The following is a 15,486-nucleotide window of genomic DNA, read 5'->3' as shown; positions in this document are numbered from 1 at the left end:
CGCACAGGGTTGATAGGCTGTGCCCAGTTCGAGAATGGAGTCCACCTTATGTCCGCGACCAATACGGCAACCAGCTTTGGCCAGGTGGCGCGCAGCCTGCACTGGCTGACCGCGCTGCTGATCCTTTCGGCCATCGGCCTCGGCCTCTATGCCGAGGGCTTGCCGCATGACAGTTCTGAAGCACTCGCTGCAAAGGCCGAGGTGTTTTCCATCCACAAGACCATCGGGATGGCCGCATTCCTTGTGGCGCTTGTCCGCATCGTCTGGGCGCTGACCCAACCCAAGCCTGCCCCCATCCACCCCGAACGCAAGGCCGAAACACTGCTGGCCGAGCTGATCCACTGGTCGCTCTATATCGCCATGCTGGTGATGCCGCTGTCTGGTTGGGTTCATCACGCCGCAGTCGAGGGCTTTGCCCCGATCCTGTGGCCCTTTGGGCAGGATCTGCCATTTGTTCCCAAATCAGAAACGGTAGCCCAGGCAGCGAGCCTTATTCATCTGCTGTCGTCGAAGCTGCTGATCGGCTCTATCCTGCTGCATGTGCTGGGCGCGCTGAAGCACGCAATCATTGACCGCGACGGCACGTTGGCCCGGATGGTGTCGGGCCGGTCGGTAGGACGCCCAGGCCCTCACCCGGTAGCCCCCGCGCTGATCGCCGTGGCCATCTATGCGGCCGGTGCGTCTGTTGCGCTGACCCTTGCGCCCGTTTCGCCCGAGAACGCCACCGTGCCCGCGCGAACCGCCGCACCTTCTGCGTCTTCCGCCGGAAACTGGCAGGTTCAGACTGGCACGCTTGGCTTTAGCGTGCTCCAGATGGGGGCGGATGTCGGTGGCAGCTTTGCCAACTGGCAGGCGGATATCCAGTTCGACGAACAGCCCACCAACGGCAGCCACGGCAAAGTAAAGGTCACCATCGACACCACCAGCCTGTCGCTGGGATCCGTGACCGAACAGGCGAAGGGCGCCGATTTCTTCGATACGGCCAACCACGCCACCGCGATCTTCGAGGCCGATATCCTGCCCGCCGCCTCGGGGTATGAGGCAAGGGGAACACTTGCCCTGCGCGGCCAGACCCAGCCCGTAAGCCTGCCCTTCACGCTGGCGATTGACGGCGATATCGCGACAATGACCGGCAGCACCACCCTTGATCGTCGCGCCTTTGGCATCGGGGCAAGCTATGGCGACGAGGCAACTGTCGGCTTCAACGTCGGCGTCACGGTTGAACTAACCGCAAAGCGTGCCCAGTGACACAAGCAAGGCCGGGGCCATCAGACCCCGGCCCCTGCAAACAAGAAGGCCGGGGATTGTCCCCGGCCTTCTGTCATTCAGGCAAATGCGCCGGCGTTATTCGGCCTTCATCGCCTCGATGGAGATATTGACGTTCACCTCGTCCGAGATGAAGGGCGCGAACTGGCCAAGGTTGAAGTCCGAACGCTTCAGAACCGTGGTCGCCGAAAACCCGGCCCAGGGCTTTTTCACCATCGGGTGCTCGCCGGCCTGATTGAGTACGGCATCCAGCACCACAGGCTTGGTTACATCGTTCAGCGTCAGATCGCCGGTGATCTTGGCGGTCTTTTCGCCCGTCACCTCGATCGCGGTCGACTTGAAGGTCACCATCTCATCGTCCGTCGCATCGAAGAAGTCCTTCGACATGAAGTGATCGAAGCGCTCCTGCCAGCCGGTCAGCATTGTCTTCACCGGGAACGACACTTCAACCGAGGAATTTGCGGGTTCGGCTTGATCGAACTGGATCTTGCCCTCGAAACCCGAGAACATGCCAAAGCCGGTCGAGAAGCCAAGGTGGTTGTAGTCAAACACGATCTGGCTGTGCGACGAATCCAGCACATAGGCCTCGGGCGCGGCAAAGGCGGGAACGGCGGCAAGGGCGCCAAGCAGGGACAGGGTTGAAAGGCGGATCACGAGCAATCTCCAGATTTTTGTCAGATCATCGCAGCTTGTGCTGCACATGCGAAATCTGCGTCACGCCCCAACCGCACACAATCCGTTTTAATGAACAGCCTCAGTGCATTGACGCACATCACATGCGCGACATCTCTCGCAACATCCGCGCGCGCTCTCCGTCATCGGACGAATCCGAAATCGCGCGCGCAAGCGCCTCGAGCGAGGCGACGGAATGGCCTGCGCGAAACGCATCGACATGGGGCAGCATGGCGCGGATCCCCGTGGCTTTGGGCGCGAACCCCTGCCAGCGCAGCAGAGGATTGAGCCAGATGAGCCGTCGGGCCGACAGGTGCAGTCGCTCCATCTCGCGCGCCAGCTGGCCGCTGTCGTCCCGGTCAAGCCCGTCGGTGATCAGCAGGACCACAGCGCCCTGCCCCAGCACCCGGCGTGACCAGTCGCGATTGAAGCTGTGCAGGCAGGCTCCGATCCGTGTGCCGCCTGACCAGTCCTGCGCCTCGGCCCCCGCCGATTTCAGCGCCGCATCCACGTCGCGGTGTCGCAGGTGCCGGGTGATGTTGGTCAGCCGTGTGCCGAAGGTAAAGCCATGCACCCGCGCCCAGCCCTGTCCCTTGCGGTTCGCCACCGCGTGCAGAAAGTGCAGCACCATGCGGCTGTACTGCGACATCGACCCCGAAATATCGCAGAGCACCACAAGGTTCGGCCAGCGCGTCGCGGGCTCTCGCCAGGCGAGCCGGGTGATCTCGCCCCCCTGCCGCATCGCCGCCCGCAACGTTCGGCGGGCATCGATCGACCGGCCAAGCGATGCGCCCACCATGCGCCGCGACGGCAAGGGGGCCACCGGCAAGCTCAGGCGCGCCAGCATCCGCTTGGCCTCGGCCACCTCGGCGAGCGACATCTGCTCGAAATCGAGTGAACGCAGGCGTTCTTCGCGCGCCATGGTGGCCGAGGCGTCAATCTCGACCATCTCCTCGGACCCCGGGCCTTCGCTATCGGGCACATCACGGTTCGCGCCATCGAGCAGAGCTTCGGCCGCACGCTTTTCCGCGGCCTCGGCGGGGCGCTCTTCCTGCACACCACGGATGGCGGGCAGCATCAGGCTCATCATGTGTTCCATATAGCGCGGGTCGCGCCAGTAGAGGCGGAACACCTGCTGGAACACGGTGCGATGCTCGGGGCGGCTGACAAAGCAGGCGTGCAAGGTCCAGTAAAAATCGCGCCTTTCGGTGAACCCAACGGCCTCAACTGCGCGGATCGCCTCGATCACCCGGCCGGGGCCGATGGGCAGGCCGGCTTTACGTAGCGCCCGCGCGAACCACAGGATGTTGCGAGAGAGCTTGCCGTCATCAGGAAGTGAGAGGTCGGCATATGTCGCCATTGCTGCGCAGCGGTGGACCTTACGCCCCCCGCGCCTCCTCTGCGGTGATTGGGCCAGAATGAAGGGTCATGCCGGGGCGAGTTCCTTGCGGACATCATCGAGCAGACGACGCGCCTCGGCGCCCTGGATCTTCTGGATGTCGTCCTGATACTTCAGGATGGCGCCCAGCGTGTCGGCGATGACCTCGGGCGTCAGGCTGATCACATCCAGCGCCAGCAGGCATTTCGCCCAGTCGATGGTTTCGGCCACGCCGGGCTTCTTGAACAGATCCTCGGTGCGAAGGCGCTGTACAAAGGCCACGACCTCGCGCGAAAGGGTCTCTTGCGCCTCGGGACAGCGGGCGGCGAGGATCGCCTGCTCGCGCGCGGCATCGGGGTAGTCAACCCAGTGATAGAGGCATCGCCGCTTCAGCGCGTCATGCACCTCGCGCGTGCGGTTCGAGGTCAGGATGACGATGGGAGGCTCTGGCGCGCGGATGGTGCCGAGTTCGGGGATTGTCACCTGAAAATCCGAAAGCGCCTCAAGCAGGTAGGCCTCAAAGGGTTCATCCGTGCGATCAAGCTCGTCAATCAGCAGGACGGGTGCCCCGCCGGGCTGCGGGCGCATGGCCGCCAGCAGGGGACGCTCGATCAGATAGTCCTCGGTGAAAAGCTCGGATTTCAGGGCGTCACGGTCAGCACCACCCGAGGCCTCGGCCGTGCGGATCGCAACCATCTGCGCCGCAAAGTTCCATTCGGCAACAGCCGAGGCTGCATCCAGCCCCTCGTAGCATTGCAGCCGGATCAGGCGGCGACCAAGTGCGGCGGCAATGACCTTGGCGATCTCGGTCTTGCCCACCCCGGCCTCGCCTTCCAGAAACAGGGGGCGGCCAAGGCGAAGCGACAGGAACACAACCGTCGCCAGCGCACGGGATGTGACATAGCCCTGTCCCGCCAGCAGGCGTTCGACATCGTCTATGGAATGCGGCAGGTCCATCTGGCCCCCCTGACCGGTTTCCCCTCATCTGGCCGGGCAATACGGCACGGGTCAAGCGGCGCGTCGGGATTTGCGACTTTAGCACAGGTCGCGGCGCGACTATGCGCGCCTGTTGCAGCATGCTACCCCGACGCAAGGATCTGGCAAAGGGACGGGACGCCATGAAGGTGCTGGCGATCACATCGGTGAAGAATGAGGGCGCCGTCCTGCTGGAATGGCTCGCCCATCACCGAAAGGCCGGGTTCACCGATTTTCTGGTCTTCTCCAACGATTGCGAGGACGGCACCGATCTGATGCTGGACCGCTTGCAGGACCTTGGCTGGGTTACCCATCTGCGCAATCCGGGGCCATGGCGCGAGGGGCCGCAATGGGCAGCGCTCAAGACCGCAGACCGCCACCCGCTGGTACGTGGGGCCGACTGGCTGCTGTTTCTGGACGTTGATGAATTCGTCAACATCCACGCGGGCGATCATACTGTCGGCGCCTTGCTGCACGCCCTGCCGGATGCGACCGCCATCACGCTGACCTGGCGCATGTTCGGCAACGCAGGCGTCGTGCAGATGTCGGATCACCCGGTGACCGAGACATTCGTGCAGGCGGCACCTGCGGTCCTCTGGTGGCCGTGGCGCGCGGTCATGTTCAAGACACTGTTCCGCAATGATGGCACCTATCGCAAGCTAGGTGTCCACCGCCCACGCTCGCCTGACCGCGCCCGGCTGGATGGCGCGCAATGGTTCGACGGATCGGGCCGGCCCTTGGGGGATGCCTTCCGCACATCGCGCGTATTCTCGGACTACGGGCGCGACAATGGCGCGCTTGTGCAGCTGAACCACTACGCGCTCGGCTCGATGGAGGGGTTCATCGTCAAATGCGACCGGGGCCGCGCCAACCGGGCCGAGGGTGATTTTGACGCGGGCTACTGGATCGAGCGCAACTTCTGCGCGGTCGAGGATCGCTCGATCTCGGCCCTCGACAGCAGCGCAATTAGACACGAGCTTCTGGCCGATCCGATCCTGTCAGAGTTGCATCAGAAAGCCGTCAGGTGGCGTCATGAAAGGTTCACACAGCTCATGCGCGAAGAGCGCTGGCGCGCCTTGTTCAGCAGGCTGCTGCTTTGTCAACCGACGCGTGTGCTCACCCCCGAGGATGCCCGCCTCGTCTGGCAACATGCCGTAACTTCACAGAAATAATGCCGCGGAATTGTTTCCGCCGGCGCCTGAGAGTCCCCTTGTCTGCCTGCGCCACGCGCGCCACATTGCCCTTTACGCAGCAGCCCGCGCGGCCCCGAAAGTAAGATGCCCCCCAACCCGACGCCCCCCTCGTCACGCTATGACGCGTCACAGGCCGCTGACGATGCGGACTGGTTTGACCGGCTGGACGAGATTTGCGCCGAAGAAGGGTACTATGAGCCCATCGGGGGCCGGCATCATGCGTTCTTTGCAGATGAATCCCCCACGCTGATTGTCTCGTTCGACACGCTGCAGGCCACGCGGGCCAGGCCACGGCAGATGCCCTTTGCCCTGACGGTGGCCGAACTGCGCGGATGGTCGCATCTGGCCATCATTGCCGAGGGCGAGACCTGGTTTCGCGAACAGTCGCTCTATCGCTATTTCGACCGGCTGGTGGACGAGGCGTTCTTTGACGATTTCGACCGCGTGGTCTTTTACGGGGCGGGCATGGGCGGCTACGCGGCCTGCGCCTTCTCCGTGGCGGCACCCGGATCGACGGTGGTCGCGGTCTCACCGCGTGCGACGCTTGACCCTTCGGTTGCCGGATGGGACCGGCGCGACCTTGTGGCGCGGCGCCTGAACTTCAACGATCGCTATGGCTATGCCCCCGATATGATCGAGGCGGCCGAGCGTGTCTTCGTCCTTCACGACCCCTATCTGCCGGAAGATGCCATGCACGCGGCGCTGTTTCGCGGCCCGCACGTTTCGGCTTTGCGCACCCGTTATCTGGGCGATGCGGTCGAACCCGCGCTGATCCAGATTGGACTGATGCCTGATCTTCTGCTTGCCGCTGGCGACGGGCGGCTCACGCCCGAGGTGTTTCATCGTGGCTGGCGGGCACGACGCCACAGCCCGACCTATGTGGACGGGCTGGTGGCCGACCTTGAGGTGACGGGCCGCCTGCGCGCGGCACGCGAGCTGTTCGGCACGGTGGATCCATCTGCGCTGACACCCGGCCTGCGTGCGGCGCTGGCGCGCCTTGAACGCGAGGCACAATCCTCGTCAGGTGTGGCCTGATTCTGCCGCGAATCCTCTGGAAAATTCCTGCCCGTTGCGCTAGCGCGGGGCCATGACCCAAAGCCTTACGCTTCGCCGCCCCGACGACTGGCACCTGCATCTGCGCGACGGCGCGATGCTGCAAGGTGTATTGCCCGAGACCGCACGCCATTTCGGGCGCGCGATCATCATGCCGAACCTGGTTCCCCCGGTTGTAACGGGCGATCAGGCGGCCGCCTATCGCGACCGTATTCTGGCGGCGCTGCCCGAAGGCATGGCGTTTCAGCCGCTGATGACGCTCTACCTGACTGAGACAACCGACCCCGCCGATGTGCGCGCGGCGGCGGAAAGCGGGCTGGTGCGGGCCGTGAAGCTTTATCCCGCAGGCGCCACGACCAACAGCCATTCCGGTGTGCGCGATTTTGACCGCGTGCGGGGCGTGCTGGAGACGATGGCCGAGATCGGCCTGCCACTCTGCGTGCATGGCGAAGTGACAACCCATGAGGTTGACATCTTTGACCGTGAGGCCGTCTTCATCGACACCGTCCTCGATCCGCTGCGCCGCGCAACGCCGGGCCTGCGCGTCGTCATGGAACACATCACCACCGAAGAGGGTGTGGCCTACGCCAGTGACGGTGGGCCAGATCTGGCGGCGACGATCACCACCCATCACCTGATCATCAACCGCAACCACATTCTGGTTGGCGGGATCAAGCCGCACTACTACTGCCTGCCGGTTGCGAAGCGCGAAAAGCACCGCCTCGCCCTGCGCGCGGCGGCAACCAGCGGCGCGGCCTGCTACTTCCTTGGCACCGATAGCGCGCCGCATGTCGATGCGCTGAAGGAACACGCCTGCGGCTGTGCCGGGTGCTTCACCGCCACCAATACCATGTCCTGCCTTGCCCATGTGTTCGAAGAGGAAGGCGCGCTCGACCGGCTTGAGGGGTTCACCTCGCTGAACGGACCTGCCTTCTATCGCCTGCCGCCGAATGAAGGCACGATCCGTCTGGTCAAACAGGCCGCGCCGGTCGCCTACCCCGAGAAAATCCTGACCGGGGCCGGCCCGGTCACCGTCTTCAACCCCGGCTTCCCGCTGCACTGGGCAGTGGAAAGCTGAATTCCTCTTGGCAAAAATACCCCCGCGGAGCGGCCAGCATCGGCCGTTGCTGCCTCCGGCGGGGGTATTTGGACCAAGAGGAAGCCGCAACACGGAAGGACAGACCCGATGATCCCGACCTCGTTCCCGACCAAAGAGGAAATCGCCCGCCTGACAGCCCGCGCCTTTCTGGAGATCGGTGCTGTGCATTTCAACGCGCGCGAACCCTTCACGCTGGCATCAGGCCTGCCCTCGCCCACCTATATCGACTGCCGCAAGCTGATCTCTTACCCGCGCATCCGCTCGACGCTGATGGATTTTCTTGCGGTGACGATCATGCGCGAGGCCGGGTTCGAAGCTTTCGACAACATCGCAGGCGGTGAGACGGCGGGCATCCCCTTTGCCGCGCTGGTGGCAGAACGGCTGGGCCTGCCGATGACCTATGTGCGCAAGAAGCCCAAAGGCTATGGCCGCAATGCCCGGATTGAAGGTGCCATGACCGAGGGACAGCGCGTCTTGCTGGTCGAGGATCTCACCACCGATGGCGGATCGAAGCTCAGCTTCGTCGATGCGATCCGCGAAACCGGCGCGACCTGCGGTCATACGGCTGTGATCTTCTACTACGGCATCTTCAAGGAAACCGAGGCGCGGCTTGCCGAGCATGGGGTCAAGCTCCTCCATCTGTGCACCTGGTGGGACATGCTGGCCGAGGCCCGCGCGCAAGGCTCTTTCGATGCCGAAACGCTGGCCGGAGTTGAAGAGTTCCTGAACGATCCGCGTGCCTGGCAAGCTGCCCGCACCAAGGCCTGAACCGCGCGCGCGGATTTCCGCGCGTGCCCCTGCGGCAATGTGGATTGCCCTGTGGATGGGCCGTGGATAACACCTGCGCCGAATCGCGGATCGTGGTATCAATATCGGCCGGAACCGCCATATCTTGTGGTATCTTCCGAAACCGCCCCACAGTCGGGACCGGCCAAAGAGTTGTCCACAGGGTTGATCACAGACTTGCCACGATTGCCCACACGGGCATCATCAGGATAAAGACAACGACCAGAACCGGGGGCCGCAGGGGCGGCGAGAACCGGCGGGGGACAAGACAGGCCATGAACGAAGTCGCAAAGATCCGCACCGATCTGCCGGCGGCGCCCGAGACGGATGCGCTGCCGCACAATATCGAGGCCGAGCAGCAGCTTCTGGGCGCGATCCTGACCAACAACGACACCTATGACCGCATCGCGGCACTGGTGAAGGCCGAGCACTTCTTCGATCCGGTCCATGCCCGCATTTTCGAAATTGCGGCCGCGCGTATCCAGAAAAATGCGCTGGCCTCGCCTGTCACGCTCAAGGCGTTTCTCGAGGATGATGCGGGCCTGAAAGAACTGGGCGGCGCCGCCTATCTGGTGCGTCTTGCAGGCGCGGCCATCAGCGCCTTTGCCGCACGCGACTATGCGCAGATGATCTATGATCTTGCAGTGCGGCGCGAGTTGATCGGGCTCGGGCGCGACATCTCGGCCAAGGCTGCCAAGATCGACGTGGCCTCCGAGCCGCGCGAGCAGATCACCGAGGCCGAGCAGCGCCTGTACAAGCTGGGCGAACAGGGCGTGGCCGAGCGCGGCTTCCAGTCGTTCCTGAAGGCGGTGACCGAGGCCGTGAACAGCGCCAATGCCGCCTATCAGCGCGGCGGCGGTCTTGCCGGCATCTCGACCGGGCTGATCGACCTCGACAAGAAGATGGGGGGTCTGCACCCATCTGACCTGATCATCCTTGCGGGGCGCCCCTCGATGGGCAAGACCTCGCTTGCGACCAACATTGCCTTCAACATCGCCAAGGCCTATCGCCGTGGGCGCCTGCCCGACGGGCATGAGGGCGCGGTCGAAGGGGGCTGTGTGGGCTTCTTCAGCCTCGAGATGAGCGCTGAACAGCTGGCCGCGCGGATCCTCTCTGAAGCGTCGGAAGTGCCCTCGGAACAGATCCGCCGTGGTGACATGACCGAGACCGAGTTCCGCCGCTTTGTCGAGGCGGCGAAGTCGCTGGAAAGCTGCCCGCTCTACATTGACGATACGCCCGCCCTGCCGATCAGCCAGGTGGCCGCGCGTGCGCGTCGCCTCAAGCGTACCCACGGGCTTGATGTTCTGATGGTTGACTACCTGCAGCTTCTGAAGGGCACCGGCCGGGGTGAGACGAACCGGGTACAGGAAGTGTCCGAGATCACCCAGGGCTTGAAGGCCATCGCCAAGGAGCTGAACATCCCGGTGATCGCACTGTCGCAGCTTTCACGGACCGTGGAGAGCCGCGAGGACAAGCGCCCGCAGCTGTCAGACCTGCGCGAATCCGGCTCGATCGAACAGGACGCCGACGTGGTGCTGTTCGTCTATCGCGACGAATACTACAAGGAACGCGAAAAGCCCGGTGACCATGAGCTTGAGAAGATGGCCGCCTGGCAGGCGATCATGGAACAGGTCCATGGCAAGGCCGAGGTCATCATCGGCAAGCAGCGTCACGGGCCGATCGGCCATGTGGAACTGTCGTTCGAGGGCCGATTCACCCGCTTTGGCAACCTTGTCCGCCCCTGGCAGGACGGCGGCGGAAACGAGGGGTTCTGACGAACCCCTCAGCGTTTGCGCACGAATTCCGTCCGCAGGACCAGCCCCTTGATCGTGTCATGGCGGCAATCGATCTCTTCTTCATTGTCGGTCAGGCGGATCGAACGGATCACCGTGCCCTGTTTCAGCGTCTGACTGGTGCCCTTGACCTTCAGGTCTTTGACAAGCGTCACCGCGTCGCCGTCGGCAAGCTCGTTCCCGGCACTGTCGCGAACGACGCGCCGGTTGGCGGCCGCAACTTCGGACGCAGGGCGCCATTCGCCCGTTGCCTCGTCATAGACGTAGTCGTCATCCTGATCGGCCATCTGCCATACCTCGCATCAAAGGTCGCGCGCCGACAACCGGTGGCACCTGTCACCTCCCCCTAATCCCGCAGGTCGTGCCCCGCAACACTGTTGTTTTCCGCCCGCTCTTGCCGCTACACCAAGGCGATGGATACTCAGGCCCCCCTTGCCTTCGACCTCGTGATCTTTGATTGCGACGGTGTTCTGATCGACAGCGAGATCATTTCGCTCTCGATGCTTATTGCCGAACTGGCCGAGCGCGGCGTGGATGTGGATCTGGACTATGTCTCGCGCAACTTTCTCGGGCGCAGCTATCCGACCGTGATGCAAACGATCCGCGACCAATTCGGGCTGGATCTGCCGCCCGAATTCGAAGACCACTACCGCGCCCGCCTGCTCTCGGCCTTTGAGACCGATCTGAAGGTAATGCCGGGCATCCGGGGGGTCATCGACGGGCTCGCCCTGCCGCATTGCGTCGCCACCTCGTCAAGCCCGCCGCGGGCTGAAATGTCGCTGCGCCTGACAGGTCTGGGCGATCTGGTGGGCCCAAGGTTGTTTACCGCCTCAATGGTCGCGAATGGAAAGCCCGCGCCCGACCTGTTCCTGCACGCCGCGCGCGAATGTGGGGCGGACCCCGCGCGCTGTCTGGTGATCGAGGACAGCCTGACCGGAATTCGCGCAGGCCTTGCGGCGGGAATGACGGTCTGGCGCTTTACTGGCGGCAGCCACATGGCCGGACGGCAACTGACCCAACCGCCGGATGCTACGCCACATCTGGTGTTCGACGACTTTACCTGTTTTCTTGATCTTCACCCCGATTTCCGAGGCCCGAAATGAGCCGCCCCCCCGCCTCCAAGCCCGACCCCGAACCCACCGTCCAGGATGAGGCCGCCCGTGCGGGGTGGCTCTACTACGTCGGTGGCATGACGCAGGACCAGATCGCCGCCGAGATGGGCGTCAGTCGCCAGCGTGCCCAGCGTCTGGTCAGCCGGGCGATGGCGGATGGGCTGATTCAGGTGCGCCTCAATCACCGGATTGGCGCCTGCATGGACATGGAGCGCGCGCTGCGCGACCGCTATGGCCTGACACGCTGCCGTGTGGTGCCGGGGCTTGGTGAGGGTGTGGACCCTGTGCTGGGCATTGCCGCTGCGGCGGCAGGAGAGCTTGAGCGCTTTCTCCGGATGCCCGACCCGCTGGTCATCGGCCTCGGGACTGGCCGTGCCCTGCGCGGTCTGGTCGAGGCAATCGATCCGCTGGAGGCGCCACAGCACCGGCTTGTCTCGCTGATCGGCAATATCGCACCGGATGGTTCGGCCTCGTTCTTCGATGTGGTCATGCGGATTTCGGACAAGATCCGCGCGCCGCACTACCCGATGCTGGTGCCAGTGGTTTCCACCACTACCGAAGAGCGCGCGGCCTTCCATGCCCTCGCCCCCGTGCAGCGCGTGCTGGAACTGGCACGGGCCTGCGATGTGATCTTTGTGGGTGTGGGTCAGATGTCCGAAGACGCCCCGCTTTTGAAGGACGGGTTCGTCACGGCGGGCGAGTTGCACCAGATGCGGGCGGCCGGTGCTGCCGGCGAGGTGGCCGGCTGGGTCTTTGATTCGGACGGCCAGTACCTCGATTTCGGCATCAACACCCGGACCGGCGGGGTGCGGGTCGAGCCGGGGCTCGATCGCCCCTCTATCGGAATCGCTGCTGGTGCGACCAAGGTTCCGGCGATTTGTGGCGCCATGAAATCGCGCATCCTCAATGGCTTGGTGACCGACATGCCCACCGCCGAGGCCCTTCTTTCCGCCCGTTGACCTTTGCAGGTGCGGCGAATCCAAGGACTTGACGACTCACCCCCTTATGTGAGCATTTACCCGCTATGCGATGATTTGCTCACGCATTGAGGGAGGATCACTGATGACCATGACTTACCGCGCCATTCTTGGCGCGACCGTTGCGCTCACCCTGGCGGGCGCTGCGCTGGCCGAAACCACCATCACCGTGGCGACCGTGAACAACGGCGACATGATCCGCATGCAGGGTCTGATGGACGCGTTCAACGCCAAGCACCCCGACATCAAGGTCGAGTGGGTGACGCTGGAAGAAAACGTGCTGCGCCAGAAGGTGACGACCGATATCGCCACCAAGGGCGGCCAGTTTGACGTGATGACGATCGGCACCTACGAGGCGCCGATCTGGGGCAAGCAGGGCTGGCTTGTCAGCCTGAACGACCTGCCCGCCGAATATGACGTGGACGACCTGCTGCCCGCGATCCGCGGCGGCCTGACCGTCGACGGCAACCTGGTGGCGGCGCCCTTCTACGGCGAAAGCTCGATGGTGATGTATCGCACCGACCTGATGGAGAAAGCGGGCCTGACCATGCCCGAAGCGCCCACCTGGGACTTCATCAAGGAAGCTGCCGCCGCAATGACCGACAAGTCGAACGAGGTCTACGGCATCTGCCTGCGTGGCAAGGCTGGCTGGGGCGAGAACATGGCATTCCTGTCGGCCATGTCCAACTCGTTCGGCGCCAAGTGGTTCGACATGGACTGGAAACCCCAGTTCGATCAGCAGCCCTGGAAGGACACGCTGAACTTCTACCTCGACCTGATGAACAACTACGGCCCGCCCGGCGCCTCGAGCAACGGGTTCAACGAGAACCTCGCGCTGTTCCAGCAGGGCAAATGCGGCATGTGGATCGATGCAACCGTTGCTGCATCCTTCGTGACCGGCAAGGACTCGACCGTGGCTGACAAGGTGGGCTTCGCGCTCGCACCCGACAAGGGCCTCGGCAAGCGCGGCAACTGGCTCTGGGCCTGGAACCTCGCGATCCCCGCAGGCACCCAGAAGGAAGAGGCCGCCAAGGCTTTTGTCGCCTGGGCCACTTCGAAAGAGTACCTGGCGCTGGTAGCCGAGAAAGAAGGCTGGGCCAACGTGCCTCCGGGCACCCGTACCTCGCTCTACGAGAACCCGGAATACGCCAAGATCCCGTTCGCCAAGATGACGATCGACAGCATCAACTCGGCTGACCCGACGAAGCCGACCGTTGATCCGGTGCCCTACGTTGGCGTGCAGTTCGTGGCGATCCCGGAATTCCAGGGCATTGGCACGATGGTGGGCCAGCTCTTCTCGGCAGCGCTTGCCGGTTCCAGCACCGCTGACGAGGCCCTGGCACAGGCGCAGGCCGCTGTGACCCAGGAAATGACCCGGGCAGGATACATCAAGTAACTGCTCCTCCCCGGCGGGGCCGGCCTCTCTCTGGCCCCGCCACCCCCTTTCCACTCCCCGACATTCAGGAAACGCCATGGCAACCGAACACTCACGGACGGCTGCGCGCCTCATGGTCTCTCCGGCGGTGATCCTCCTGTTCTTGTGGATGATCGTGCCGCTTGGAATGACCATCTACTTCAGCTTTCTCCGCTACAACCTGCTGATGCCGGGAATGGAGAGCTGGGCCGGGTTCGACAACTATTACTACTTCATCACCCAACCCGCCTTCAAATCCGCGCTGGTCAATACGCTGCTTCTGGTGGCCGGTGTGCTTCTGATCACCGTCTTCGGCGGTATCGCGCTGGCGCTTTTGCTGGATCAGCCGTTCCGCGGCCAGGGCATCGTGCGGGTCATGGTGATCGCCCCCTTCTTCGTCATGCCGACTGTATCGGCACTGGTGTGGAAGAACATGTTCATGAACCCCGTGAACGGAATTTTCGCGCATATCTCCAAGTCCCTCGGTTTTCAGCCGTTCGACTTTCTGTCCCACGCGCCGCTTGCCTCGATCATCCTGATCGTCGCATGGAGCTGGCTGCCCTTTGCCACCCTGATCCTGCTGACCGCGCTGCAAAGCCTTGACCGCGAGCAGATGGAGGCGGCCGAAATGGACGGCGCCAACTGGCTGAACAGGTTCATCTACCTGACGCTGCCGCACCTGACGCGGTCGATCACCGTGGTCATCCTAATCCAGACCATTTTCCTTCTGTCGGTCTTTGCCGAAATCCTCGTGACCACCAATGGCGGCCCCGGCACGGCGTCGACCAACCTGCCCTTCCTCGTCTATGCCCAGTCACTTCTGAACTTTGACGTGGGTGGTGGATCGGCGGGCGGCATCATCGCCGTCATCCTCGCCAACATCGTCGCGGTCTTTCTGATGCGCATGATCGGCAAGAACCTGGAGAGCTGACATGTCCCGCAAATCAACCCCCGCACGGCAAGCCGTCGTCACAGTTGCCGCATGGACCGTCGGCTTCCTGATCTTCTTCCCGATCCTGTGGATCTTCATCCTTAGCTTCAAGACCGAGGGCGACGCGATCCGCACGCCCTTGGGTGTGCTGACCTCGGGCTGGACGTTTGAGAGCTATCACGAGGTGCAGGAACGGTCGAATTACCTGCTGCACTTCTGGAACTCGGTGGTGCTGTCGGTTGGCTCGACCATCCTTGCACTGGTCATCGCGATCCCCGCCGCCTGGGCCATGGCCTTTGTGCCGGGCAAGCGCACCAAGGACCTGCTGATGTGGATGCTGTCGACCAAGATGATGCCCGCCGTAGGCGTTCTGGTGCCGATGTATCTGCTGTTCCGCGATTTCGGGCTCTTGGATACCCGCATCGGGCTGGTCGTGGTGCTGACCCTGATCAACCTGCCGATCGTGATCTGGATGCTCTACACCTACTTCAAGGAAATCCCTGGCGAGATCCTTGAGGCCGCGCGGATGGACGGCGCCAACCTGCGCTCGGAAATCCTCTACATCCTGACCCCGATGGCAGTTCCGGGCATCGCATCGACGCTGCTTCTGAACATCATCCTCGCCTGGAACGAGGCGTTCTGGACGCTGCAGCTGACGACCTCCAATGCGGCACCGCTCACGCAGTTCATCGCCAGCTACTCCAGCCCGGAAGGGTTGTTCTACGCGAAACTCTCGGCGGCCTCGACCATGGCCATTGCGCCGATCCTGATCCTTGGCTGGTTCAGCCAGAAGCAACTCGTCCGCGGCCTGACATTCGGCGCGGTGAAGTGAGGTAA

General features: G+C 63.5%; 15 protein-coding genes. 11 read left to right on the top strand and 4 right to left on the bottom strand.

The window, feature by feature from the left end:
• Positions 1-48: 48 nt before the first annotated feature.
• Entirely contained in the window at positions 49-1,248 is a 1,200-nt protein-coding gene (locus FQU74_RS06835; protein WP_146285655.1) for a cytochrome b/b6 domain-containing protein, read from the top strand.
• Between the two features lie 96 nt (positions 1,249-1,344).
• Here the strand turns inward: FQU74_RS06835 and FQU74_RS06830 are convergent, their stop codons facing one another.
• From FQU74_RS06830 to FQU74_RS06820, 3 genes are all read right to left on the bottom strand, one after another.
• A complete protein-coding gene (locus FQU74_RS06830) occupies positions 1,345-1,920 on the bottom strand; it encodes a YceI family protein (RefSeq protein WP_373288981.1) in 576 nt (191 codons plus the stop codon).
• A 118-nt stretch (positions 1,921-2,038) separates the two neighbouring features.
• Positions 2,039-3,298, bottom strand: a complete 1,260-nt coding sequence (locus tag FQU74_RS06825) for a vWA domain-containing protein (RefSeq protein WP_146285653.1) — start codon at positions 3,296-3,298, stop codon at positions 2,039-2,041.
• Positions 3,299-3,364: 66 nt separating this feature from the next.
• Positions 3,365-4,273 (bottom strand): AAA family ATPase, encoded by a 909-nt coding sequence (locus FQU74_RS06820; RefSeq protein WP_146285652.1) that lies wholly within the window; start codon positions 4,271-4,273, stop codon positions 3,365-3,367.
• A gap of 161 nt (positions 4,274-4,434) precedes the next feature.
• Between FQU74_RS06820 and FQU74_RS06815 the strand changes: the two genes are divergently transcribed.
• The 5 genes from FQU74_RS06815 (at position 4,435) to FQU74_RS06795 (ending at position 10,197) form a co-directional block, all read left to right on the top strand.
• Entirely contained in the window at positions 4,435-5,463 is a 1,029-nt protein-coding gene (locus FQU74_RS06815; protein WP_146285651.1) for a glycosyltransferase family 2 protein, read from the top strand.
• Between the two features lie 105 nt (positions 5,464-5,568).
• Positions 5,569-6,519, top strand: coding sequence for a phosphoadenosine phosphosulfate reductase (locus FQU74_RS06810; protein ID WP_146285650.1), 951 nt, complete (start codon positions 5,569-5,571; stop codon positions 6,517-6,519).
• A gap of 52 nt (positions 6,520-6,571) precedes the next feature.
• Positions 6,572-7,615 (top strand): dihydroorotase, encoded by a 1,044-nt coding sequence (pyrC, locus tag FQU74_RS06805; RefSeq protein WP_146285649.1) that lies wholly within the window; start codon positions 6,572-6,574, stop codon positions 7,613-7,615.
• 108 nt (positions 7,616-7,723) lie between these two features.
• Positions 7,724-8,404 (top strand): orotate phosphoribosyltransferase, encoded by a 681-nt coding sequence (locus tag FQU74_RS06800; protein WP_146285648.1) that lies wholly within the window; start codon positions 7,724-7,726, stop codon positions 8,402-8,404.
• Positions 8,405-8,697: 293 nt separating this feature from the next.
• Positions 8,698-10,197, top strand: a complete 1,500-nt coding sequence (locus tag FQU74_RS06795; RefSeq protein ID WP_146285647.1) for a replicative DNA helicase — start codon at positions 8,698-8,700, stop codon at positions 10,195-10,197.
• Between the two features lie 8 nt (positions 10,198-10,205).
• On the opposite strand, the gene FQU74_RS06790 is transcribed toward FQU74_RS06795, so the two are convergent.
• Complete coding sequence (locus tag FQU74_RS06790) at positions 10,206-10,502, bottom strand: alkylphosphonate utilization protein (RefSeq protein WP_146285646.1); 297 nt, start codon at positions 10,500-10,502, stop codon at positions 10,206-10,208.
• Positions 10,503-10,628: 126 nt separating this feature from the next.
• Here FQU74_RS06790 and FQU74_RS06785 point away from each other — a divergent pair, with 126 nt between their 5' ends.
• The 5 genes from FQU74_RS06785 to FQU74_RS06765 all read left to right on the top strand — a co-directional run bounded on the left by FQU74_RS06785 (position 10,629) and on the right by FQU74_RS06765 (position 15,481).
• A complete protein-coding gene (locus tag FQU74_RS06785; protein ID WP_146285645.1) occupies positions 10,629-11,318 on the top strand; it encodes an HAD family hydrolase in 690 nt (229 codons plus the stop codon).
• Entirely contained in the window at positions 11,315-12,286 is a 972-nt protein-coding gene (locus FQU74_RS06780; RefSeq protein WP_146285644.1) for a sugar-binding transcriptional regulator, read from the top strand. Before FQU74_RS06785 ends, FQU74_RS06780 begins: the two co-directional genes overlap by 4 nt.
• Positions 12,287-12,389: 103 nt before the next feature.
• Positions 12,390-13,700: an ABC transporter substrate-binding protein gene (locus tag FQU74_RS06775; RefSeq protein WP_146285643.1), complete on the top strand. Its 1,311-nt coding sequence runs from the start codon at positions 12,390-12,392 to the stop codon at positions 13,698-13,700.
• Positions 13,701-13,776: 76 nt separating this feature from the next.
• Positions 13,777-14,649, top strand: coding sequence for a carbohydrate ABC transporter permease (locus tag FQU74_RS06770; RefSeq protein WP_146285642.1), 873 nt, complete (start codon positions 13,777-13,779; stop codon positions 14,647-14,649).
• A gap of 1 nt (position 14,650) precedes the next feature.
• Positions 14,651-15,481 carry a carbohydrate ABC transporter permease gene (locus FQU74_RS06765; protein WP_146285641.1) on the top strand — a complete coding sequence of 277 codons (831 nt, stop codon included), beginning with the start codon at positions 14,651-14,653 and terminating at the stop codon, positions 15,479-15,481.
• Positions 15,482-15,486 lie beyond the last annotated feature (5 nt).

The organism is Gemmobacter aquaticus (assembly GCF_007859075.1).
In the GTDB taxonomy this organism is placed as follows: Bacteria; Pseudomonadota; Alphaproteobacteria; order Rhodobacterales; family Rhodobacteraceae; genus Gemmobacter; species Gemmobacter aquaticus.
This window is presented reverse-complemented; position numbering and strand designations above follow the sequence as displayed.

Coding starts and splice junctions, on each gene's coding strand:
- FQU74_RS06835 (WP_146285655.1), top strand. CDS start 49: ATGTCCGCGACCAATACGGCAACCAGCTTTGGCCAGGTGGCGCGCAGC.
- FQU74_RS06825 (WP_146285653.1), bottom strand. CDS start 3,298: ATGGCGACATATGCCGACCTCTCACTTCCTGATGACGGCAAGCTCTCT.
- FQU74_RS06820 (WP_146285652.1), bottom strand. CDS start 4,273: ATGGACCTGCCGCATTCCATAGACGATGTCGAACGCCTGCTGGCGGGA.
- FQU74_RS06815 (WP_146285651.1), top strand. CDS start 4,435: ATGAAGGTGCTGGCGATCACATCGGTGAAGAATGAGGGCGCCGTCCTG.
- FQU74_RS06810 (WP_146285650.1), top strand. CDS start 5,569: ATGCCCCCCAACCCGACGCCCCCCTCGTCACGCTATGACGCGTCACAG.
- pyrC (WP_146285649.1), top strand. CDS start 6,572: ATGACCCAAAGCCTTACGCTTCGCCGCCCCGACGACTGGCACCTGCAT.
- FQU74_RS06800 (WP_146285648.1), top strand. CDS start 7,724: ATGATCCCGACCTCGTTCCCGACCAAAGAGGAAATCGCCCGCCTGACA.
- FQU74_RS06795 (WP_146285647.1), top strand. CDS start 8,698: ATGAACGAAGTCGCAAAGATCCGCACCGATCTGCCGGCGGCGCCCGAG.
- FQU74_RS06790 (WP_146285646.1), bottom strand. CDS start 10,502: ATGGCCGATCAGGATGACGACTACGTCTATGACGAGGCAACGGGCGAA.
- FQU74_RS06785 (WP_146285645.1), top strand. CDS start 10,629: ATGGATACTCAGGCCCCCCTTGCCTTCGACCTCGTGATCTTTGATTGC.
- FQU74_RS06780 (WP_146285644.1), top strand. CDS start 11,315: ATGAGCCGCCCCCCCGCCTCCAAGCCCGACCCCGAACCCACCGTCCAG.
- FQU74_RS06775 (WP_146285643.1), top strand. CDS start 12,390: ATGACCATGACTTACCGCGCCATTCTTGGCGCGACCGTTGCGCTCACC.
- FQU74_RS06770 (WP_146285642.1), top strand. CDS start 13,777: ATGGCAACCGAACACTCACGGACGGCTGCGCGCCTCATGGTCTCTCCG.
- FQU74_RS06765 (WP_146285641.1), top strand. CDS start 14,651: ATGTCCCGCAAATCAACCCCCGCACGGCAAGCCGTCGTCACAGTTGCC.